Annotated in this window: 24 protein-coding genes and 1 pseudogene; 18 read left to right on the top strand and 7 right to left on the bottom strand. The window is 71.9% G+C overall.

Going from position 1 to position 18,938, the window contains the following annotated elements:
- Positions 1-43: 43 nt before the first annotated feature.
- The 3 genes from IG94_RS0129610 to IG94_RS0129600 are packed head-to-tail and all read left to right on the top strand — an operon-like array spanning position 44 to position 2,486.
- Positions 44-850, top strand: a complete 807-nt coding sequence (locus IG94_RS0129610) for a hypothetical protein (RefSeq protein ID WP_031044064.1) — start codon at positions 44-46, stop codon at positions 848-850.
- On the top strand, positions 847-1,608 hold the full coding sequence (locus IG94_RS0129605; RefSeq protein ID WP_031044059.1) for a hypothetical protein: 762 nt from the start codon (positions 847-849) through the stop codon (positions 1,606-1,608). The genes IG94_RS0129610 and IG94_RS0129605 overlap by 4 nt, the downstream gene beginning before the upstream one ends.
- Positions 1,605-2,486 (top strand): hypothetical protein, encoded by an 882-nt coding sequence (locus IG94_RS0129600; protein WP_031044056.1) that lies wholly within the window; start codon positions 1,605-1,607, stop codon positions 2,484-2,486. The genes IG94_RS0129605 and IG94_RS0129600 overlap by 4 nt, the downstream gene beginning before the upstream one ends.
- A gap of 23 nt (positions 2,487-2,509) precedes the next feature.
- Here the strand turns inward: IG94_RS0129600 and IG94_RS0129595 are convergent, their stop codons facing one another.
- The 3 genes from IG94_RS0129595 to IG94_RS0129585 form a co-directional block, all read right to left on the bottom strand.
- Entirely contained in the window at positions 2,510-2,872 is a 363-nt protein-coding gene (locus tag IG94_RS0129595) for a DsrE family protein (protein WP_031044053.1), read from the bottom strand.
- A gap of 112 nt (positions 2,873-2,984) precedes the next feature.
- Positions 2,985-3,245, bottom strand: a complete 261-nt coding sequence (locus tag IG94_RS0129590) for a hypothetical protein (protein WP_031044052.1) — start codon at positions 3,243-3,245, stop codon at positions 2,985-2,987.
- Complete coding sequence (locus tag IG94_RS0129585; RefSeq protein WP_031044047.1) at positions 3,242-3,634, bottom strand: hypothetical protein; 393 nt, start codon at positions 3,632-3,634, stop codon at positions 3,242-3,244. Before IG94_RS0129585 ends, IG94_RS0129590 begins: the two co-directional genes overlap by 4 nt.
- Before the next feature lie 171 nt (positions 3,635-3,805).
- Here IG94_RS0129585 and IG94_RS0129580 point away from each other — a divergent pair, with 171 nt between their 5' ends.
- From IG94_RS0129580 to ygfZ, 5 genes are all read left to right on the top strand, one after another.
- Positions 3,806-4,648, top strand: coding sequence for a helix-turn-helix domain-containing protein (locus IG94_RS0129580; RefSeq protein ID WP_031044041.1), 843 nt, complete (start codon positions 3,806-3,808; stop codon positions 4,646-4,648).
- On the top strand, positions 4,630-4,923 hold the full coding sequence (locus tag IG94_RS0129575; protein WP_031044039.1) for a DUF397 domain-containing protein: 294 nt from the start codon (positions 4,630-4,632) through the stop codon (positions 4,921-4,923). The genes IG94_RS0129580 and IG94_RS0129575 overlap by 19 nt, the downstream gene beginning before the upstream one ends.
- A gap of 172 nt (positions 4,924-5,095) precedes the next feature.
- Positions 5,096-5,671 carry a heme-binding beta-barrel domain-containing protein gene (locus IG94_RS0129565; RefSeq protein ID WP_031044037.1) on the top strand — a complete coding sequence of 192 codons (576 nt, stop codon included), beginning with the start codon at positions 5,096-5,098 and terminating at the stop codon, positions 5,669-5,671.
- Positions 5,672-5,687: 16 nt separating this feature from the next.
- Complete coding sequence (locus IG94_RS0129560) at positions 5,688-6,137, top strand: Fur family transcriptional regulator (protein WP_031044033.1); 450 nt, start codon at positions 5,688-5,690, stop codon at positions 6,135-6,137.
- Between the two features lie 10 nt (positions 6,138-6,147).
- On the top strand, positions 6,148-7,113 hold the full coding sequence (gene ygfZ, locus IG94_RS0129555) for a CAF17-like 4Fe-4S cluster assembly/insertion protein YgfZ (RefSeq protein ID WP_031044031.1): 966 nt from the start codon (positions 6,148-6,150) through the stop codon (positions 7,111-7,113).
- A gap of 180 nt (positions 7,114-7,293) precedes the next feature.
- Here ygfZ and IG94_RS0129550 read toward each other — a convergent pair whose 3' ends face one another.
- Complete coding sequence (locus IG94_RS0129550; protein ID WP_031044029.1) at positions 7,294-7,677, bottom strand: winged helix-turn-helix transcriptional regulator; 384 nt, start codon at positions 7,675-7,677, stop codon at positions 7,294-7,296.
- Positions 7,678-7,778: 101 nt separating this feature from the next.
- Here IG94_RS0129550 and IG94_RS0129545 point away from each other — a divergent pair, with 101 nt between their 5' ends.
- Positions 7,779-8,180 (top strand): RidA family protein, encoded by a 402-nt coding sequence (locus IG94_RS0129545; RefSeq protein WP_031044026.1) that lies wholly within the window; start codon positions 7,779-7,781, stop codon positions 8,178-8,180.
- Between the two features lie 101 nt (positions 8,181-8,281).
- Here the strand turns inward: IG94_RS0129545 and dtd are convergent, their stop codons facing one another.
- Entirely contained in the window at positions 8,282-8,707 is a 426-nt protein-coding gene (dtd, locus tag IG94_RS0129540) for a D-aminoacyl-tRNA deacylase (protein WP_031044024.1), read from the bottom strand.
- A 193-nt stretch (positions 8,708-8,900) separates the two neighbouring features.
- Between dtd and IG94_RS0129535 the strand changes: the two genes are divergently transcribed.
- Both IG94_RS0129535 and IG94_RS0129530 read left to right on the top strand, forming a co-directional pair.
- Positions 8,901-9,521 carry an RsiG family protein gene (locus IG94_RS0129535; protein ID WP_031044022.1) on the top strand — a complete coding sequence of 207 codons (621 nt, stop codon included), beginning with the start codon at positions 8,901-8,903 and terminating at the stop codon, positions 9,519-9,521.
- A gap of 88 nt (positions 9,522-9,609) precedes the next feature.
- Positions 9,610-10,668, top strand: a complete 1,059-nt coding sequence (locus IG94_RS0129530) for an asparaginase (RefSeq protein ID WP_372459478.1) — start codon at positions 9,610-9,612, stop codon at positions 10,666-10,668.
- 378 nt (positions 10,669-11,046) lie between these two features.
- Here the strand turns inward: IG94_RS0129530 and IG94_RS0129525 are convergent, their stop codons facing one another.
- Complete coding sequence (locus IG94_RS0129525) at positions 11,047-11,232, bottom strand: hypothetical protein (RefSeq protein ID WP_031044015.1); 186 nt, start codon at positions 11,230-11,232, stop codon at positions 11,047-11,049.
- Positions 11,233-11,386: 154 nt separating this feature from the next.
- Between IG94_RS0129525 and IG94_RS0129520 the strand changes: the two are divergent.
- Positions 11,387-12,301, top strand: a pseudogene (locus tag IG94_RS0129520) (winged helix-turn-helix domain-containing protein); the annotation flags it as partial.
- Positions 12,302-12,346: 45 nt separating this feature from the next.
- Here the strand turns inward: IG94_RS0129520 and IG94_RS43700 are convergent.
- Positions 12,347-12,535 carry a hypothetical protein gene (locus IG94_RS43700; RefSeq protein ID WP_078892475.1) on the bottom strand — a complete coding sequence of 63 codons (189 nt, stop codon included), beginning with the start codon at positions 12,533-12,535 and terminating at the stop codon, positions 12,347-12,349.
- A 170-nt stretch (positions 12,536-12,705) separates the two neighbouring features.
- Between IG94_RS43700 and IG94_RS0129515 the strand changes: the two genes are divergently transcribed.
- From IG94_RS0129515 to IG94_RS0129490, 6 genes are all read left to right on the top strand, one after another.
- Positions 12,706-13,554: a GntR family transcriptional regulator gene (locus IG94_RS0129515; RefSeq protein ID WP_031044010.1), complete on the top strand. Its 849-nt coding sequence runs from the start codon at positions 12,706-12,708 to the stop codon at positions 13,552-13,554.
- Entirely contained in the window at positions 13,554-14,306 is a 753-nt protein-coding gene (locus IG94_RS0129510; RefSeq protein ID WP_224221640.1) for an HAD family hydrolase, read from the top strand. Before IG94_RS0129515 ends, IG94_RS0129510 begins: the two co-directional genes overlap by 1 nt.
- Positions 14,307-14,496: 190 nt before the next feature.
- Positions 14,497-15,528, top strand: a complete 1,032-nt coding sequence (locus IG94_RS0129505) for an aminoglycoside phosphotransferase family protein (protein ID WP_224310347.1) — start codon at positions 14,497-14,499, stop codon at positions 15,526-15,528.
- A gap of 94 nt (positions 15,529-15,622) precedes the next feature.
- On the top strand, positions 15,623-16,234 hold the full coding sequence (locus tag IG94_RS0129500) for a TetR family transcriptional regulator (protein ID WP_031043998.1): 612 nt from the start codon (positions 15,623-15,625) through the stop codon (positions 16,232-16,234).
- Between the two features lie 41 nt (positions 16,235-16,275).
- Positions 16,276-18,318, top strand: a complete 2,043-nt coding sequence (locus tag IG94_RS0129495; protein ID WP_031043994.1) for a HelD family protein — start codon at positions 16,276-16,278, stop codon at positions 18,316-18,318.
- Between the two features lie 168 nt (positions 18,319-18,486).
- Positions 18,487-18,918, top strand: a complete 432-nt coding sequence (locus IG94_RS0129490) for a helix-turn-helix domain-containing protein (RefSeq protein ID WP_031043991.1) — start codon at positions 18,487-18,489, stop codon at positions 18,916-18,918.
- Positions 18,919-18,938: the final 20 nt, after the last annotated feature.

The raw sequence follows: 18,938 nt of genomic DNA, 5'->3' as shown, positions 1-18,938 counted from the left end.
CGCATACGGAACACGCACTTCAGCGCTCTGTGGGGGGGACGTCTTGGAAGAGGAACCAGCGAGACCCGCGGCACCGGCCGCACCGGAGGCACCGGAGGACAGCACGCCGCCGGGCGAGGGGGCCGGGCGGTCACCTCGCCGACGAGGGCGGACGACCCTGCTCATCGGGGCCGCCGCCGCACTGGGCCTGGTCGCCGGCACCTGCGCCGGATTCCTGGTGCAGGCGGACCGGGAGCCGACGAAGCTGCCGCCGCTGTCGCAGGCCGCACTCGCTCCCGCCAAGGGTGAGGCCCCGAAGCCGCTGCCCGCCGACCAGGACCGCCAGGTCCGCACCGACGGCGACCTGCGCGAACTCCTGCTGAAGAAGCCGCGCGGGGCGAGGGAGGCGGCGTGGCCGGAGAGCGGCGACGGCTGGTTGGGCCTCGCGAGCTATGCCCAGACCTTCGGGCGGCCGGACGAGCAGTTCTCCCAGTTCATCCACGACGAATTCCGCCGAGCGGCCGTCACCGGCTGGCGGGTCGGCAGCAAGCGAACCGTGGAGATCCGGTTGATCCAGTTCCACCAGGAGGACGTCCTGTCCGCGCTGGAGGGCAGCGACACGGGCCGGCACTGGGCCGGGTGGGCACGGGAGGACGACACGGACAGGTGGCCCGTTCCCGGTACCGGTGACGGCGAGGCGTTCGTCCACAACCGTCCGGAGGCCGAGCCCGAATCCGCGACCCCGGTGTACCACGCCGAGGCTCACGCCTGGCGGGGCGACATCGAGATGGAGATCTGGGTGACCAGCACCGAACGGATCGCCAAGGAAGAGATCATGGATCTGGCCCGCCGGCAGATGGAGCGGCTGTGAGCGCGGAGCGGACGCCGCACGGGCGATGGATCGGAGCCGCTGTGGGCGGGCTGCTGCTGACCGGCGTGGTCGTCGGTGCCTGCGGGTACACGGCCGCCACTGTCGACGACGCGGACCGGGACGCGGGCGCGCCCCTCTGGGCATCCCCAGAGGGCACGGCGGACGTGAAGACACCAGCGGCCGAGGCCACCGGACTGGCAGGGGCTCTCGTGCCGTACCGGCCCGACGGCTGGACGCGGGGGCCCGACCTCGGAGAGTTCGGGGCGGACGTCTCGTTGAGCGGAGCCCGGGCGACCGCGCTGAGCAAGGAGTCGCTGAGCGGCCTGCCGCGCTCGCAGCGCAAGGAGATGGAGAAGGAGATCGACCGTCGGCACATCACGGGCGTGGCCATGCGCAGCTACGCCAGTACCGGGGGCTATCACGACAACGAGCAGACGGGCGCGGTCAGTCTGACCGTTGTGCTGACCCGGATGAAGGACACGGCCGTGCGCTCCGGGGCGAGTGACCAGGACGCGTTCCTCGAATCACTGGACGTCTTCGAGGCGGGACCGCGCGTCAAGGGTCACAAGGACGCCAGATGCCACCGCCTGCCCGCCGACTCGGACGACGGCCTCGACATCATGTTCTGCAACGCCTACCGGGGCGACGTCCTGGTGTCGGTCACCGCCGAGGGCGTGCAGCCATTCGGAGGCAGGAGCGTTGCCGCGCTGCTGGCCGAGCAGCTCGACCGGATCGCCGAGCCGGGGAGGTCGGTGTGACGGAGCCGATCACGCGGCCCGACATGACCGCCGTGCCGCCGAAGCCCGACACTCCACCGGCGGTCCGGGACGCGGACTGCGCGGCAGTGCTCCCTGCGGCATCGGCGGCGAAGCGTGACCGTCGGGTGCTGCGCGCCGTGCTGCGCTGGACCGCGGCCGTCGCCGTCTTCGCCGTGGCCGGGTCGACGACCGCGTACGGCGTCACCCGGATGGAGAGGACGGACGTTCCCGGACTGGTGACGGAGTCGGACGGACGATGGACGTATCCGACGCTCACCGCCCCACCGCTCCCGTCCGGCAGTCCGGGTCCCTTCGACGAAGCCAACAAGGCAGGCGCCCACTACGCGGACCTGCGGGCCCTGGTGCTGCCGGCACCCGAGGGCGCGAGGCTCGACAAGGCGCTGCGCGGCACGGAAGGCTGGCTGGCGACGGACACCTTCCTCAAGGAGTACCGCGACGCGGCGGAGCACGACGAGCTGCGGCAGAAGCTCGTCGATCACGGGCTGCGGCACATCGCCGCCCGGGGCTGGACCACCGAGGACGGCACCCATACGCGGATCTACCTGCTGCAGTTCGACACCGCCGCCGTCGTGGACGAGCTGCGCGACCGCCACCTCGCGTCCTACAGCAACCCCGCCTACGCCGCACGCGGCACGGAGGACACCGTCCCCGACGAGGACTTCCCGACGGCGGCCCAGATCGACGAACTGGTGTACTCGGTCTACGTCGAGCCCGAGCCGTACGGTGCCGAGCAGGTCCGGCAGGCCTACCTCGGCGCCGGGGACGTGCTGGCCGTCGTCCTGCAGAGCCGCGAGGGCGGCGCGAAGGAGGTGCCCTTCCAGCAGACGGTCGCCCTGCAGGGCAGGCTCCTCGGCTGACCGGCCCGGCGTCCGAGGGACGCTCAGTAGACGAGCGCCTGCGTGTCGTCGGCCATCGCTTCCTGTACGAAGACCTGCGCGCCCGCGATGCGTACGCCCTCGATGACGTCCTTCTCGGTCAGGTCGCGCCGGGCCGCGCACTGGGTGCACAGGGTCACCCGGCCGCCCGCCAGCAGGGAGTCGAGCAGGTCGGGCAGTGGCGCGGCGTGCGGCAGGTCGAACTCGGCCGCGCGCCCCGGCACCGCGAACCACGCGGACTCCCCGGTCAGCCACAGCGACACGTCGACCCCGCTGGCCACGGCCACCGCCGCCACGGTGAACGCCTGCGAACACCGCTCGGGAGCATCGGCCCCCGCCGTCACCTTGATCACGAGCTTCTTCGCCATCCCCGCATGGTAATCCGCAGTGATTGGACACTTTGTCCCGGGCGACACGCCGTCTGCACGAGGTGTCGCCCGGGACGAAGTGTCCAATCGTGCCCAGTGGTGCGGAGCGAGCTCAGAACGCGACGGTGATCGTCACCAGCAGCGTCGCGACGCAGAGGACGGTGAGCAGGCCGCTGACGGCGGCACCGTCCAGCCTCCGGTGCCGCCGCCGGGGCAAGGCCCGGTGCCTCGGCACGGGCTTCGGCGGGTGCGCCGGGTGGAACGGGGGCAGCGCGTAGCCGGGGGAGAGGGGCGCCCGGTCCCGGTCCCGCCGGGGCGCGAGCCGCTGGGCCCGCCTGCACTCCTCGTAGGGCAGTCCGCCGTCGTACGTCATCCCTCGTGCTCCTCGCGCTGGTGCTGGCGCAGCAGGACGTTCGCGTCCGACACCGCGCTGTGGTCGAACGCCGCCCGCGCCGCCTCCCGCCGCTCGGCCAGCCCGGCGCAGGTCTCGCAGCCGGCGACCGGCAAAGGCGGCCTGCACAGAGGGCCGGGGTCCGGGGGCCTGGCCTGGGTGTGCTCGTTCGCGGCGCGCAGGCTCGCGCCGATGCGCTCGCGGTCGGTCGCGCGGCGCAACCCGGCCGGCTCCGCCTCCCACTCCCGGCCCCCGCCGAGGGGTCGGAGCAGCGCGCGGGGCCCCGTCAGCCCCTGGTACGCGCCGACCCTGGCGGTGGCGGTGTCGTAGAGCACGTTGCCGGGTTCGAAGGCCGCCGGTTCTGTTCTCACGGGTCCGCTCCCTTACGTCAACATCATACGGAATGCGACAGTTGCCCTACTCTGTGTAGTGGTGGGCAGTTACGAGCATGACCCACGCCGAGGGTCGCCGAGCCCGGAACGGCCGCTAGTGCCACAACGGGCGCTCCAAATTCCACAAATTCCACAGCCGGGAGGGGCGCGGTGCCGCAGCGGAGGGCGATCACGGGTCGCAGTCAGGAACCGAGGGCACGGTTCGCGGAGGAGCTGCGGCTGCTCCGGCAGGCGCGGGGCGCGTCCCTGCGGGGCGTCGCGGAGGTGGTGGGCTGGGACGCGTCCCAGTTCGGCAAGCTGGAGAACGGCCACACGCTGGGCGGCCCGGAGATCGTCGAGGCGCTCGACCAGTACTACGGCACGGGCGGCATGCTGCTCACGCTGTGGGAGCTGGCGGTGGCCGACCCGACGCAGTTCAAGGAGCGGTACCGCCGGTACATGGTCTTGGAGGCCGAGGCGATCAGCCTGTGGTACTACGCGGTGAGCGCTCCACCGGGGCTCCTTCAGACCGTCGGGTACGCGCGCGAAGCTCTTGCCGCAGGCTGGCTGACTGCCCCGGAGCTTGAGCAACAGGTGGAGGCACGTCTCGGTCGCAGGCAGCTGTTGGAGGGCGACACCCCACCGCCGTTTCGCGTCATTCTCTCCGAAGCGGTGCTGCGTACGTTGCTACGTGACATGGGTGCATGGCGTGAGCAGTTGACCCACCTGGTGGAGGTGTCCGAGCGTGCAAACATCACCCTCCACGTGCTGCCGTTCAGTGCCGGGCGGCACGGGCTGACCAACACCGACGTGATGTTTCTGCGGCTGTCGAACGGCCGCGTAGTGGCATACATCGAGAACGATTTGCGCGGTGAACTGGTCGAAGAAAACGCCTCGGTTGAGCTGCTTCAGCGCAGGTACGATTCGACGCGTGACTTGGCGCTGTCACCGGCCGAGTCGCGCGAGTTCATCCTGCGGACGTTGGAGGAAGCGCCATGCGAGCCATCGACCTGAGCAGCGTGTCTTGGCGCAGGAGCAGCTACAGCAACTCAAGCGGTGGCAACTGCGTCGAGGTCTCCGACGACCTCCTCCGCACCGCCGACTGGCGCAAGAGCAGCTACAGCAACCAGGACGGCGGAGCCTGCGTCGAAGTCGCCCCCAACCTCCCCTCCCTCGTCCCCGTCCGGGACAGCAAGGACCCCGGTCGCGGAGCGCTCCTGTTCGCCTCGCCCGCGTGGGCCGCGTTCGTGGACGGAGTCCGACGGGAAGAGCCGAGGTGGGCCGCGTAAGCTGGGGGCGGCCCTGTCGTATGCCCCCCGCTCAAGGAGCACCCCGTGGAGATCTTCTTCGAAGCCCTGCTGGTCCTGGTCTGCGTCGGCGTTCTCGCCTTCGCCGGTCTGACCGTGAAGAAGCTGTACCAGGGCCAGCGCTGATCACCGACGCCAGGAAGTACCGCTCATCATGATCGAGATCCCGTCCGACCTGCACAAGGACCTCGTCCCCCTCGTCTTCCTGCTGGGTGACTGGGCCGGCGCGGGCGTGCACGACTTCCCCGGCGCGGAGAAGTGCAACTTCGGCCAGGAGGTGTCCTTCACCCACGACGGCCGGGACTTCCTGGAGTACCAGTCCCACACCTGGGTGCTGGACGAAGAGGGCAACAAGGTCCGCCCGCTGGAGTCCGAGCACGGCTACTGGCGCATCGACCCGAACCGCAAGGTCGAGGTCACGATGGTGCGGGACGACGGTGTCGTCGAGGTCTGGTACGGCGAGCTGGCCGACCAGAAGCCGCAGATCGACCTGGCGACGGACGCGGTGGCCCGCACGGCGGCCTCCCAGCCCTACACCGGCGGCAAGCGGCTGTACGGGTACGTGAAGAGCGACCTGATGTGGGTCGGCGAGAAGCAGACCCCCGAGGTCGAGCTGCGCCCGTACATGTCGGCGCACCTGAAGAAGGTCGTCTCCCCGGAGGACGTCGAGCGCTGGGCCAAGGCCCTCCCGGACGACATGCCGGACGACGGGATCGCTTTCTTCAAGTAGCCCTAGACTCTGAGGTGTGGTGAGCACCGACTGGAAGAGTGACCTCAGGCAGCGCGGCTACCGGCTGACCCCGCAGCGGCAGCTGGTGCTCGAAGCCGTGGACACCCTGGAGCACGCGACCCCCGACGACATCCTCTGCCAGGTGCGCAAGACCGCGTCGGGGATCAACATCTCCACCGTGTACCGCACGCTGGAGCTGCTGGAGGAGCTGGGGCTGGTCAGCCACGCCCACCTCGGGCACGGGGCGCCGACCTACCACCTGGCCGACCGGCACCACCACATCCACCTGGTCTGCCGGGACTGCACCAACGTCATCGAGGCCGATCTGTCGGTGGCCGCCGACTTCACCGCCAAGCTGCGCGAGCAGTTCGGCTTCGACACCGACATGAAGCACTTCGCGATCTTCGGCCGGTGCGCGGACTGTTCCCCGAAGAGCGCGGCCACCGGTTCAACGACCGAGTCGTAGGCTGGGGCACATGAAGAGCCCCCTGCTGTCCCTGCCCGGCGCCGTTCCCGCCGAGGGCGTGGACGAAGGCGTCGCCGCCCACTACGGCGACCTGTTCCGCGAGCAGCGTGCCCTCGCCGACGGCACCGGCTTCGTCGACCTCTCGCACCGCGGCGTCGTCGCCGTCACCGGCGACGACCGGCTGAGCTGGCTGCACCTGCTGCTCACGCAGCACGTCAGCGACCTGCCGGCCGGCGAGGCCACCGAGGCGCTGGTCCTCTCGGCGAACGGCCACATCGAGCACGCCCTGTACCTCGTCGACGACGGCACGACCGTCTGGGCCCACGTCGAGCCCGGCACCCAGGAGGAGCTGATCGCCTACCTGGAGTCGATGAAGTTCTTCTACCGGGTCGAGGTCGCCGACCGCACCGCCGACACCGCGGTCGTGCACCTGCCCGCCGGGTCGATCACCGGGGTACCCGAGGGCGTCGCCGTCCGCGAGACGCCGTACGGCCGCGACGTCTTCCTGCCGCGGGAGGAGCTGGAGGCGTTCGCCGCCGGCGCCGGTCCCGCGGCCGGGCTCCTCGCCCACGAGGCGCTGCGCGTCGAGCAGCACCGCCCGCGCCTCGGCTTCGAGACCGATCACCGGACCATCCCGCACGAGCTGGGCTGGATCGGCACGGCCGTGCACCTCCAGAAGGGCTGCTACCGGGGCCAGGAGACCGTCGCCCGGGTGCACAACCTCGGCAAGCCGCCCCGCCGGCTGGTCTTCCTGCACCTGGACGGCAGCGAGGTCCACCTGCCGCCGAACGGGGCGGAGATCCGTCTCGCCGACGACGGCCCCGACGGCCGGAAGATCGGGTTCGTCACCACGTCCGTACGCCATCACGAGCTGGGGCCGGTCGCCCTCGCCCTGGTCAAGCGGAACGTGCCGGTGGACGCCCGGCTGATGGCGGAGGACACGGCGGCCGCGCAGGAGACGGTCGTCGAGCCGTAGAGTCCGAGCAGCTTGAGGGAGGACATCGGTCTGACGTTCAGCAACGTCAGGACGGCCCGGTGCGTTGCCTCGCGCCGGCCAACCGAACAGCGTCGGCGACGCGCGGCCACGTTGGTGGCCGCCGACGTGAGGTCGATCAGGGGGAACGCGTGAACGCGCGAGCGTGTCGCTGCCGGCCCGTCAGGCGTCGAAACGGCCGCGTGCACTCTCGATGTGACCGAGGTGCTGGTGGGTCCAGCCGCACATGACGTCGACCGCGGTGCGCAGGGCCCGGCCCGGCTCGGTGAGGGTGTACTCGACCCGCGGCGGCACGGTGGGATACACCTTCCGGTCGACCAGGCCGTTGCGCTCCAGCATGCGCAGGTTCTGGGTGAGCATCTTGTGGCTGACGCCTTCGACCTCGTTTCGCAACTCGCTGAAGCGCAGGGTGCGCTCGCCGAGCGCCTCGATGATCAGGAGGGCCCATTTGTTGGCGACGTCCGAGAAGATTTCCCGCGCCAGGGAGTCTGCGCGCCGCAGGTCGGCGTCCTCGGGCAGGCCCTTGAGCAGTTGCTTGGTCACCATCAGGTTCCTTAGTCACCGAAAAGTGCGTTCTTCCAGGTCAGCCCTCACTCTCCTATAGTTCTCGAGTAACTACAAGAGAGCGGAACGGAAGGGCAAGCACCGTGGCCACCATTGATGTCTTCCACTACGGCGTGCCGGCCGAGAGCGACTTCGGCTACTCACAGGCGATCAAGTCCGGCGAGCTGGTCCACGTCTCCGGACAGCTCTCGTTCGATGCGGCAGGCGAGTTCCTGCACGCGGGCGACTTCGCCGCCCAGCTCAAGCAGACCTACGCCAACATGGACAAGGTCCTGGACCACTACGGCGCCACCCGGAACCAGGTCGTCTCGCAGACCTTGTACGTGGTGGACCTGCGGCAGAACGCCGCGGTGACGGCGGAGGGCAACCTGGCGTACTTCGGCGACCACCGCCCGGCCAGCACGGTCCTGGGCGTCACCGAACTGACCTTGCCGGGCCAGGTCATCGAGATCAGCTTCGTCATCGACACGAAACTGCCCGCTTGAGGTCCGCGGCGGCAGCGGCTTGCGTGGTTCCGGACGGGCCGATTTCAGAGCCCTTCACCGAGGACACCCCGCGTTCGCACCGCAGAGGTCACCACTCAGGCTCAGACCTCCACGAGGACCGTGAACGGGCCGTCGTTCGTCAGGGACACCCGCATCTGCGCGCCGAAGCGGCCCGTCGCCACGGTCGCGCCCAGCGCGCGCAGCTGCGCGACCACCTCGTCGACCAGCGGTTCGGCGACGTCGCCCGGCGCCGCCGCGTTCCAGGTGGGGCGGCGGCCCTTGCGGGCGTCGCCGTACAGGGTGAACTGGCTGATCACCAGCAGCGGGGCGCCGAGGTCGCTGCACGACTTCTCGTCGTGCAGGATCCGCACCGACCACAGCTTGCGGGCCAGCTGCGCCGCCTTCTCCCTGGTGTCCTCGTGGGTGACCCCGACCAGGACGCACAGTCCCTCGCCGTCGATCGCCCCCACGGTCTCGCCGTCCACGACGACGCTCGCGCCGTCCACTCTCTGCACCACCGCACGCATCCCGCCATGATGCCGTGCGCCCCCGGGGTGCCCGTACGGGGGCCGGGTGCCGGGTCGGCAGGGGCCCGTACGGGGCTTCTTTTTTCGCCCCAACCCCCCATCTGGGGCTGATCACGGGCACTCGGTCACATAGCGCCCGGCCGGGGTGGCACGATGCTCCCCAGGACCGGGCGAGGGGACGGTAGGGGCAGAGATGAGCACACCGAGTACGGGGCAGTCGCTGGGCACTGTCGCATGGACAGGGCCGGGCGGTCTGGAGGCGGTGAGGCCACCCGTGCAGCGTACGGACAGCCCGGAGCCGCCCGCGGATCCGGCGGCGCCCGACCTGGGCGCCCAGAGCCTGCCGGAGCTGCGCGCCCTGCGCCGGGACGCCCAGCGCGAGGAGGCCGACCTCAGCTACGTACGGCGGCTGCTGCAGGGCCGTATCGACATCCTGCGCGCGGAGCTGGCGCGGCGCGGGCCCGCGACCGTGGTGACCACGGCGGCGACCGGCTCGGTGGTCGAGCGGCTGTCCGAGATCCTCGCCGACGCGCCGGCCCGGCAGCGTTCCTCCGCCCGCCACGTGACGCTGGGCACGCCGCGCACCGAGGAATGCCGGCGGCTGGCCGCCGAGATGCTCGGCGAGGTGGAGCTGTCCGACCTGACGGCCCGCACCGACGGCGAGCTGACCACCGGGATGGGCCGCCTCGTGCGGTACGAGCAGCAGGTCTCCCGGCGGCGGCAGCGGTTGCAGCGCACCGCCGACGACTGCAGCGCCGAGATCGCCCGCCGGTACCGTGAAGGGGAAGCACAAGTCGACGACCTGCTGGTGTGACACGAGGGGCGGTCTTCCGCGCCGCCCCGGGTCCGGTGATCCCGGACCGTCGCCGGGCGGGTCGTCTCCGTCCGGAAGGCCACCGCCGATGCCCGAGCCCCAGCAGCCCCAGTCGCCTCAGCCGTCGCAGCGGTCCCAGCTGTCGCAACGGCCTCCGCAGTCGCCGGGGGACGAGCTGTCCGCGCCCACGTCCGCCCTCTCGCCCGTCGTGCCGCCCGTCCTCGCCAAGGTCGTCCGGTCCGGCTTCGTCGAGGGGCGGCACCGGGGCAGCCTGGTCGTCCTGGGCGCCGACGGGGCCGTGGAGCTGGCGCTGGGCGAGGTGACGGCGCCGGTCTTCCCGCGCTCCTCCAACAAGCCGATGCAGGCGGCGGGCGTGCTGCGGGCCGGGCTCGACCTCACGGGCGAGAGGCTTGCGCTGGCGGCCGCCAGCCACTCAGGAGAACCGTTTCACCGCGACCTGGTCCGCACGATGCTCGACGAGTACGGCTTGGACCCCGCGCTCCTGCAGTGCCCGCCCGACCTGCCGCTGGACCCCGAGGAGCGGGAGACGTACCTGGCCTCCGGTGCGGCGCCCGACCGGGTCACCATGAACTGCTCCGGCAAGCACACCGCGATGCTCGCCGTCTGCGCGCGGAGGGGCTGGCCCCTGGAGACGTACCTCGATCCCGACCATCCGCTCCAGCGGACCATCCACAGGGTTGTGGAGGACGCGGCGGGCGAGCCGGTCGCCGCGGTCGGCACGGACGGGTGCGGGGCGCCGCTGATGGCGGTCAGCCTGGTCGGGCTGGCCCGCGCCTTCCGCTCCTTCGTCGGCGCCGAGCCGGGTTCGGCGGAGCGCCGGGTCGCCGACGCGATGCGCGCCCACCCCGAGTACGTCGCGGGCAGCCGCCGGGCCGACACCTGGCTGATGCGAGAGGTGCCCGGCACGCTCTCCAAGATGGGTGCGGAGGCCGTCCAGGCGGTGGCCCTGCCGGACGGCCGCGCCCTCGCCTTCAAGATCGAGGACGGCGCGACCCGGGCGCTGGGTCCGGTGCTGGCCCGCGCCCTGACACTGCTGGGGATCGAGGGCCCGGTCGTCGAGCGCATCGGCCGGGCCCCGCTGCACGGCGGCGGCCGTGAGGTGGGGGAGATCAGGGCGGCCTTCTGAGTCTTCTCACGCTGAGTCTTCTCACGGAGCCGGGCCGGGTCCGGGACGAACGAGCGGGCGCCGCCCGTGTGGTCGACGCCCTGCTGCGTACGTCCGGGCGGTTCCGATGCCCGGACCTGTCCTGAGCGGTGTTCCTCCGAGACGGCTCCCTTCTGCCGGTGGCGGTCGCCGGTATCCGTGTGCGCATCCGTAGCGCGTACTGCGTGGTGCTCTTCGGTTGTGGTTGTGGTTGTGGTTGTGGTGCCTAGTGGTTGTACCTACCGGTGTTGTCCCTACCGGTTGTGCGTACTGGTTGTGCTTACCGGTTGTGCGTGGTGCGACTGTCGGTCCGGGCTCCAGGCTCCCCTCCGGAACGGGGCCCGGACGACAGTGTGCCGGTCAGCCGGACTGGGCGAGCAGCATCACGAGGATCACCGCGCCCACACCGCCGATCATGGTGTTCTTCGCCTTGACGCCGATGGACAGCGCGACGAACGCGATGATGCCCATCGGCCCGTACTTCCACTGCACGAGCTGCTCGAACCCGATGGCCAGAGCGGCGACGAGGATGGCGATGAGCGGCATGGTGTCCCCCTGTTCACCGTGGTGGCCAACCCTCGGAAGGTCTGACCACGTTGCTCAAGTTGGCTGCCAACTTCTCTGTACTTATCTCCACTTGGAAGCGACTCATAACCACCTTCTCGCGAACTGCCCAAAGATGGCGAGAAGTTGTAGTGTTCTGGTCGTGGAGCCGGAACACGCCCCCCTCAACGGGCGGAACGGGCGGAAGAGACCGCAGCCGCCACAGAAGAGCCCCCGCGAGGTGGCCGACGAGCTGCGCGCCCGGATCAGGTCCGGCCGGTTGCAGCCGGGTCGGCGCATGCCCACGCAGGCCAGGTTGGCCGAGGAGTTCGGCGTGGAGCGCGGGACGGTCCGGCAGGCGCTGCGCATCCTGCAGTCGGAACGTCTGCTCACCAACGTGTCCAGAGGGAGCCCCGCGACCGTAGCGCCCGACCCGTACGGAACCCGGGCCGCTCCGCTGACGCGTCCGCTGCCCACCACGGTCGCCCTCGCGTCCCGGGTGACGAGGGCCTTCGCCGCCCCGCACGTCGAGATCGACGCGCTGTGCCTGACCGCCGTCTCCCTCACCCTCGCCCTCGGCGAGCCGCTGGGCCAGATCCACGCGGGGCGGCTGAAACCGGCCAAGATCGACGTCCGCGTGCTGCTGCCGAGCCGGGACATCGACCTCGCCTTCCCGGTGGCGGTGGCCGGCGCCGGCGCGACCGGCGACCCGGTGCACGAGGGGTGGCTGGCGATGCGCGACGCCCAGGCGCGGGTGCTGCGGCACAGCCTGCTGGGCCTGCGCGCCACCCACGGCATCGACGTGCGCGTCTCCTTCCGCGCCCTGCCGTTCACCCCGCCGGTGAAGCTCTACCTGCTCAACGACTCGGAGGCCCTTTTCGCCTACTACACCCTCGCCCGGCGCGAGCAGGAGGTGGGCCGCGAGCGGCTGGAGACGTACGACGCGGAGGGCATCCGGTCGACGCTGTTCGCCTTCGAACGCGGGGGCGGGCCGCGCGACGGCGTGTTCGTGCAGCAGTCCCGGCTGTGGTTCGAGGCGCTGTGGGGGACGATCAGCTCCGGGCTGGTCCTCGGCGCCCGGCCGTCCCCCGGGGCCGGGTCCCTCGGGTCCCTCGGGTCACCCGGCGGGACCCACGACCAGGAGGGCCAGCAGGACCGCGCCGGCGGAGCTGACGGAGGGGCTCTTCGCCTTGATGCCGATGGTGAGCAGGAGCAGGCCGACGATGCCGGTGGGGCCGTACCTCCACTGGACGAGCTGCTCGAAGGCGATGACGAAGACCGCGGAGACCAGGGCGAGGACGGGCATGGTCTTCCTCCCTTCGGGAAGGTGAACTTCCGCCAACCGGGCTAAGTTGGCAACCAACTCCCTCTATGTTGTCCCCACTTGGCTGCTACCTATAAACAAGTTTCAAACAACTCCCTATAGGTAGGTCGAAGTTGTAGCGTTTGGTCGTGACCCCCCAGGAGAACGTGTCCGTGAACGGCAGCAGAAGGCTCTCGTCCCAGGAGATCGCCGACGTCCTGCGGGAGAGGATCCGCGGGGGCGACCTCAAGGCGGGCGACCGGCTGCCCACGCAGGCGGAGCTGGCCGAGGAGTTCGGCGTCGAGCGCGGCACCGTACGCCAGGCCCTGCGCGCGCTGCAGGAGGACGGCCTGCTCACCAACGTCAGCAAGGGCAGCCCGCCCCGCATCGCCGAGCCCGCCGCACCGCGCGCCGAGCCGCAGCCGACGATGGTCTCGCTCGGGCCGCGCCTCGCGGCGGCGTTCGCGGCACCGCGCGTGCGGGTCGACGTCGTCTGCCACACCTCCGAGACGCTGATGCTGGCCCTCAGCGAGCCGCTCCGCCTGATCCACGAGGGCCGCATCCGCCCGGAGGCCATCGAGTTCCGCGTCCTGATGCCCTCGCGCGACATCGACCTGGCCTTCCCCGTCCTGGTCGAGGACGAGGAGGACGACCCGGTCCACCAGCGCTGGCTGGAGATGCGCAACGCCCAGGCACGGGTCCTCCAGCACAACCTGCACGCCGTGCGCTCCACCCACCGCATCGACGTGCGCATCGCCTTCCGCGCCCTGCCGTTCACCCCGCCGACCAAGCTCTACCTGCTCAACGGCGAGGAGGCCCTGCTCGGCTACTACCTGCTGACCCGCCGCGAGGAGGAGTACGAGAGCCGCACACTGGAGATGTTCGACGCCCTCGGCTCCCAGTCGCTGCTGTTCTCGTTCCTGAAGCGCGAGGGCGACCGGGACGCCGTGTTCGTGGAGGAATCACAGAAGTGGTTCGACGCCCTCTGGGAAACCATCACCACGGACATGACACTCTCCTAGTGACTTCCGATACGGAACAGACGGAACCGGTTGCCGGGCACCGCGCCGGACTGCGGGACCTGGTGGTGGGCGCCCGCGTCGTCCTGTGGGACTTCGACGGCCCGATCTGCAGACTGTTCGCGGGCTACTCCGCCGACCGGGTGGCGGGCGAACTGGTCGACTGGCTGGCCGGGCAGGGCCTCCGGGAGCTGCTGACCAGGGAGGAGCAGGTCCACCCGGACCCGCACGTCCTGCTGGGCGCCGTCAACCGCAGGCGCCACCGCAGCGACCTGGTCGCCGACTTCGAGGAACGGCTCACCCGGGAGGAACTGCGCGCCGTGGCCACCGCGTGGCCGACCGCGTACGCCGACCCGCTGATCCGCACCTGGTCGGCGCTCGGGGTCGGACTGGCCGTCACGACCAACAACGCACCGCGCGTCGCGAGCGAGTACCTCGGCACCCGGGGCCTGCTGGACTGCTTCGCCCCGCACATCTACGGCCGCACCCGGGACCTGAACCTCCTCAAGCCCGACCCGTACTGCCTCAACCGCGCCCTCAGCGCGATGGGCGTCGCCCCCGCCCGGGCGCTGATGGTCGGCGACTCCGCCTCCGACCTGACCGCCGCCCGCGCGGCCGGCGTGCCGTTCCTCGGCTACGCGCGGGAGGAGCACAAGCACAAGGCGCTCAAGCAGGCGGGCGCGGACACGGTCGTGGACTCGCTGGAGCCGGTACTGAGGCTGCTGTGGGAGAACGCGGCGCACACCGGCGACTGAGCCGGACCGCCCGGTTCACCCGGTTCGTCCGAGGTGGGGACGAGCGGCTTCCGGGGGCGGGTTCTGCGCCCGTGCCGCGGCCCCGTGGAGTAGCGTGCTGCTCTCTTACCCCATTGGCACCACCGGGATGGGCAGAACGCACCGAATGGCACCTCAAGTGGTCTCGCCCGTCAGGCAGCGGGCCGAAGCGATGAGTGACGGCTCGTCCCTGGTCAGGGGCCCGCTGAAGGGGTATCACCACGAGACCTACGTGCTCTCGCCGCCGGGCGGGGTGGTCGTCAAGCTGAGGGAGCCGCGCTCCACGAGCCTGTGGTTCGACCGCCGTTGCTTCCAGTCCGAGGAGGACCTCCTCCGGGGCCTGCGGGGCCGCATCGACCGGGTGCCCGACGTCGTCGACGTCGAGGGCATGGGGCTGCAGACGTTCATCGAGGGCCGGACCCTCGGCGCGCACCGCCGACGGGTGCGGCAGGTCCCGGACGCGGTGTTCGAGCAGATCGTCGGCCTGTTCCGGCAGCTGACGCGGATCACCGCCGGGACCCTGAACGTGCCGCGACGCTGCTCGCCCGAGGACGCGCCGGACGACGGCGACACCGACGCCTTCCTGAAACGCCTCGTCGTCTTCGTCGGGGAGCAGGTCTATGAGGCCAACCGCCCGGTGTTCGGGGGCCTCTTCGCCGACCTCGGCGTACGGGACGAGGCGCTCGTCCACCTGGAGAAGCACGTGGCCGGGCTCACCCCGCGGCCGTTCTGCCTCCTCCACGGCGACCTGCACCGCGAGAACTTCGTCGTCGACCCGCGCGGCGGCCTGTGGACCATCGACTGGGAGCTGGCGATGGTCGGCGACCCGCTGTACGACCTCGCGACCCACCTCTACCTGATGCGGTACCCGGCCGACCAGGAGGCCCGGATGATCCGTGCCTGGTGCGAAGTCGTGGAGGCGGTGCGCCCCGGCAGTTCCCGCGCGTGGGAGCACGACCTGCCGCTGCTCACCGGCTTCAAGCGGGCGCAGTCCCTCTACACGGACACCGTCCGCGCCGCGCTGTCCCTGCGCGGGCGTACGGGGCTGCGCTGGACCGCCCTCCCGAGGGTGGCCGCGAAGCTGCAGAGCACCCTGGCCGCGGCGGCCGCACCACTCGGCCTGACCGCGGTACCGGGCCACCGCGAGGTCGCCACCGCGCTGCTCCGCTGGCACCGGGAAACCGCCGCCCTCCCCGCGGAGTGACCTGCGGCGCGGGGCGCGGGCCCGGGACCGAGGTGGCGGGCCGGGCGTACGGCGCGGGCCGGTGCCCGCCCCGTGAGGCGCTAGCCTCCCTCCCATGAACGACCCCGGCCTGCGCGAACGCAAGAAGCAGCGGATGTTCCAGACCCTGTCGGACGTCGCGATCGGGCTCTTCCTGGAGAGGGGCTTCGACGCCGTGTCCGTCGCGGAGGTGGCCGCCGCGGCGGAGGTGTCCAAGCCGACGCTCTTCCGCTACTTCCCCGCGAAGGAGGACCTCGTCCTGCACCGCGTCGCCGACCACGAGGACGAGGCGGCCCGGGTGGCGGCGGAGGGGCCGGCGCCGGTCGACGCGCTGCGCCGGCACTTCCTGGCCGGCCTGGAACGGTGCGACCCGGTGACCGGGCTCAACGACGACCCCGCCGTCCTCGCCTTCCACCGGCTGCTCTACGGCACCCCCGCCCTCGTCGCCCGGCTGCACACCCACCTGGAGCGGTCCGAGGCCGCGCTCGCCGGCGCGCTCGGCGGCGACCTGGCGGCCAGGCTGGCCGCCGGCCAGATCATCGCCGTACAGCGGGTCCTCGCCCAGGAGAACTGGCGCCGGATCGCGGCCGGGGAGCGGGTGGCGGACGTGCGGGAGGACGCGGTGGCGGCGACGGAACGGGCGTTCACGGGCCTGGCGACCGCACTGCCAAGAAGCGTGACGGAGTAAATAATGTAACTCGGTAACGTTATTCGGCTAGGGTAGCCGGAATGACGCCGACCGACCCCGCCCTCCAGCGCGCCCTCGACCGGGAACGCGCCCATCACGACCACTGCACGACCGTCTTCGCCGCCATGGTCGACGGCGCCCAGGAGCACGTCGTCACCGGCGAGGACGTCTCCGCCTCCGGCGCCGACGCCGAGGTCCTCGGGTACCGGCTGCGCAGCCGGGCCGAGGAACTGCGCGAACTGCCCGAAGGGCCGCTGTTCTTCGGCCGGCTCGACTTCGCGGCGGGGGAGGACCCCGAGCGGGCGCTGCACATCGGACGGCTGCGGATCACCGAGCACCCGGCCGCCCCGCCCCTCGTCGTGGACTGGCGTGCCCCCGTCTCCCGCGCCTTCTACCAGGCCACCGCCGAAGACCCCCGCGGCGTCGCCGTCCGCCGCCGCTTCGGCTGGGCGCCCGGCAGCCGCGGCGCCCCGGCCGACCTCACCGGCCTGGAGGACGAGCACCTCGGCCGGGGCGAGTCCCGGGCGAGCGACATCGTCGCCCGCGAGATCGAACGGCCCCGCGTCGGGCCCATGCGGGACATCGCCGCCACCATCCAGCCCGAGCAGGACGACCTCGTCCGGGCCGGCCTCACCGCCACCGTCTGCGTCCAGGGCGCCCCGGGCACCGGCAAGACCGCCGTCGGCCTGCACCGGGCCGCCTACCTCCTCTACACCCACCCGCGGCGCATCCGGCGCGGCGGACTGCTGATCCTCGGCCCCCACCCGACCTTCCTCTCCTACATCGCCGAAGTGCTCCCCGCCCTCGGCGAGACCGGCGTACGGCAGTCGACGCTCGCCCGGGAGATCGCCCGGCACCCGGTCACCCGCACCGACGGCGCGCACACCGCCGCCGTCAAGCACGACGCCCGGACGGCCAAGGTGCTGCGCCGCGCGCTGTACGCACGCGTGGACCCCGAGGCCGCCGGCCCCCTCGCCGTGCCGGACGGCTCCTACCGCTGGCGCGTCCCGGCGGAGGCGCTGGCCCGCATCGTCGCGGACGTCCGCGCGGAGGAACCGCCGTACACCGTCGGCCGCGAGCGGGTGCGGGCCCGGATCGTGCGCTACGTCCAGGACCGCGCCGAGCGGCGTGCGGGGCCGAGGACCGACGCCTGGGTGCGCCGCGTCGAGCGCGCCCGCCCGATCGGCGCCCACCTGGACGCCGTATGGCCCCGGGTGCGCCCGGAGGAGGTCGTGGCGCGGCTGCTCACGGACCCCGGCGCACTGGCGCGGGCGGCCGACGGGCTGCTGGACGCGGAGGAGCAGGAGGCCCTGCTGTGGACGGACCGTGTCCCGCGGTCGTGGAAGTCCGCGCGCTGGTCCGCGGCCGACCTGGTCCTCCTCGACGAGGTCGCCGGGCTCCTCGAACACCCCGAGGGCTACGGCCACATCGTCGTCGACGAGGCCCAGGACCTCTCGCCGATGGAGTGCCGGGCCGTCGCCCGCCGGTCCGCCTTCGGCTCGCTCACCGTCCTCGGCGACCTCGCCCAGGGGACCACGCCGTGGGCCGCGCGGTCCTGGCCGGACACCCTCGCCCACCTCGGCCGGCCCGACGCGGCCGTGGTGCCGCTGACCACCGGGTTCCGGGTGCCGCAGGCGGTCGTGGCCCTCGCCAACCGGCTCCTCGAACGGCTGGACGTGGACGTACCGGCGGCCCGTTCGCTGCGCGGCGACGGGGAGCTGGCGATCCGCCGGGCCGGACCCGGACGGCTGACGGGCGTGGTCGTCGATGCCGTACGCGCCGCCCTCGCCCGGGAGGGTTCCGTCGCGGTCGTCGCCGCCGACCAGGACGCGCCGAGGATGCGGGACGCCCTCGCCGCCGCCGGCATCCCGGCGGCGGGGCCCGGGGAGCCGGGCGCGAGGGTGGCCGTCGTCCCGGCGAGCGTGGTCAAGGGGCTGGAGTACGACCACGTCGTCGCCGTCGAACCGGCGGCGATCGCGGAGGCGGAGGGCGCGGGCGGGCGGGGCCTGCACCGCCTCTACGTCGTCCTCACCCGCGCGGTCTCCCGCCTGGACGTGGTCCACGCCCGCCCGCTGCCCTTCTGACACCCGCCCCGGGCCCCGCCCCGTCGGTGGGCTCGGTCGGTGCGCCCGGTCAGTGGGCCGGGTGGGGCACCGGCGCGAGGGGCGTGTCGGGCCGGACCGCTCCAGGGGAGGTGCACTGTTGCAAGCGGCTTGCTTGCAACAGTTAGCGGGGTGGGGCATGGTGGAGGCATGGCCTCGCTCAATGTCGGCAACCTCGGTGAGTACCTGCGCGAGCAGCGGCGCAACGCGCAGCTGTCGCTGCGGCAGCTCGCCGACGCCGCGGGCGTGTCCAACCCGTACCTCAGCCAGATCGAGCGCGGGCTGCGCAAGCCGAGCGCGGAGGTGCTGCAGCAGGTCGCCAAGGCGCTGCGCATCTCCGCCGAGACGCTGTACGTCCGCGCCGGGATCCTCGACGCCGAGCGCGACCGGGACGACGTGGAGACCCGTGCGGTCATCCTCGCGGACCCCTCGCTGAACGAGGGGCAGAAGCAGGTGCTGCTCCAGGTCTACGAGTCCTTCCGCAAGGAGAACGGATTCGGGGCCGACGCCGACGCCGAGGTCGGCACCGCCGACGGGACCGCCTCCATACCGGAGGCCGGGCCGAAGCAGACGGCCGGATGAGCAGCACGACCACCCTCAGC

The organism is Streptomyces olivaceus (genome assembly GCF_000721235.1).
Lineage (GTDB): Bacteria > Actinomycetota > Actinomycetes > Streptomycetales > Streptomycetaceae > Streptomyces > Streptomyces olivaceus.
The sequence above is the reverse complement of the archived record's forward strand: the minus strand, read 5'-3'. Positions and strand labels throughout refer to the sequence as shown.

Coding starts and splice junctions, on each gene's coding strand:
- IG94_RS0129530 (WP_372459478.1), top strand. CDS start 9,610: ATGCCCGAGCCCCAGCAGCCCCAGTCGCCTCAGCCGTCGCAGCGGTCC.
- IG94_RS0129500 (WP_031043998.1), top strand. CDS start 15,623: ATGAACGACCCCGGCCTGCGCGAACGCAAGAAGCAGCGGATGTTCCAG.
- IG94_RS0129525 (WP_031044015.1), bottom strand. CDS start 11,232: ATGCCGCTCATCGCCATCCTCGTCGCCGCTCTGGCCATCGGGTTCGAG.
- IG94_RS0129550 (WP_031044029.1), bottom strand. CDS start 7,677: ATGGTGACCAAGCAACTGCTCAAGGGCCTGCCCGAGGACGCCGACCTG.
- ygfZ (WP_031044031.1), top strand. CDS start 6,148: ATGAAGAGCCCCCTGCTGTCCCTGCCCGGCGCCGTTCCCGCCGAGGGC.
- dtd (WP_031044024.1), bottom strand. CDS start 8,707: ATGCGTGCGGTGGTGCAGAGAGTGGACGGCGCGAGCGTCGTCGTGGAC.
- IG94_RS0129495 (WP_031043994.1), top strand. CDS start 16,276: ATGACGCCGACCGACCCCGCCCTCCAGCGCGCCCTCGACCGGGAACGC.
- IG94_RS0129590 (WP_031044052.1), bottom strand. CDS start 3,245: ATGACGTACGACGGCGGACTGCCCTACGAGGAGTGCAGGCGGGCCCAG.
- IG94_RS0129595 (WP_031044053.1), bottom strand. CDS start 2,872: ATGGCGAAGAAGCTCGTGATCAAGGTGACGGCGGGGGCCGATGCTCCC.
- IG94_RS0129575 (WP_031044039.1), top strand. CDS start 4,630: ATGCGAGCCATCGACCTGAGCAGCGTGTCTTGGCGCAGGAGCAGCTAC.
- IG94_RS0129565 (WP_031044037.1), top strand. CDS start 5,096: ATGATCGAGATCCCGTCCGACCTGCACAAGGACCTCGTCCCCCTCGTC.
- IG94_RS43700 (WP_078892475.1), bottom strand. CDS start 12,535: ATGCCCGTCCTCGCCCTGGTCTCCGCGGTCTTCGTCATCGCCTTCGAG.
- IG94_RS0129535 (WP_031044022.1), top strand. CDS start 8,901: ATGAGCACACCGAGTACGGGGCAGTCGCTGGGCACTGTCGCATGGACA.
- IG94_RS0129505 (WP_224310347.1), top strand. CDS start 14,497: ATGAGTGACGGCTCGTCCCTGGTCAGGGGCCCGCTGAAGGGGTATCAC.
- IG94_RS0129490 (WP_031043991.1), top strand. CDS start 18,487: ATGGCCTCGCTCAATGTCGGCAACCTCGGTGAGTACCTGCGCGAGCAG.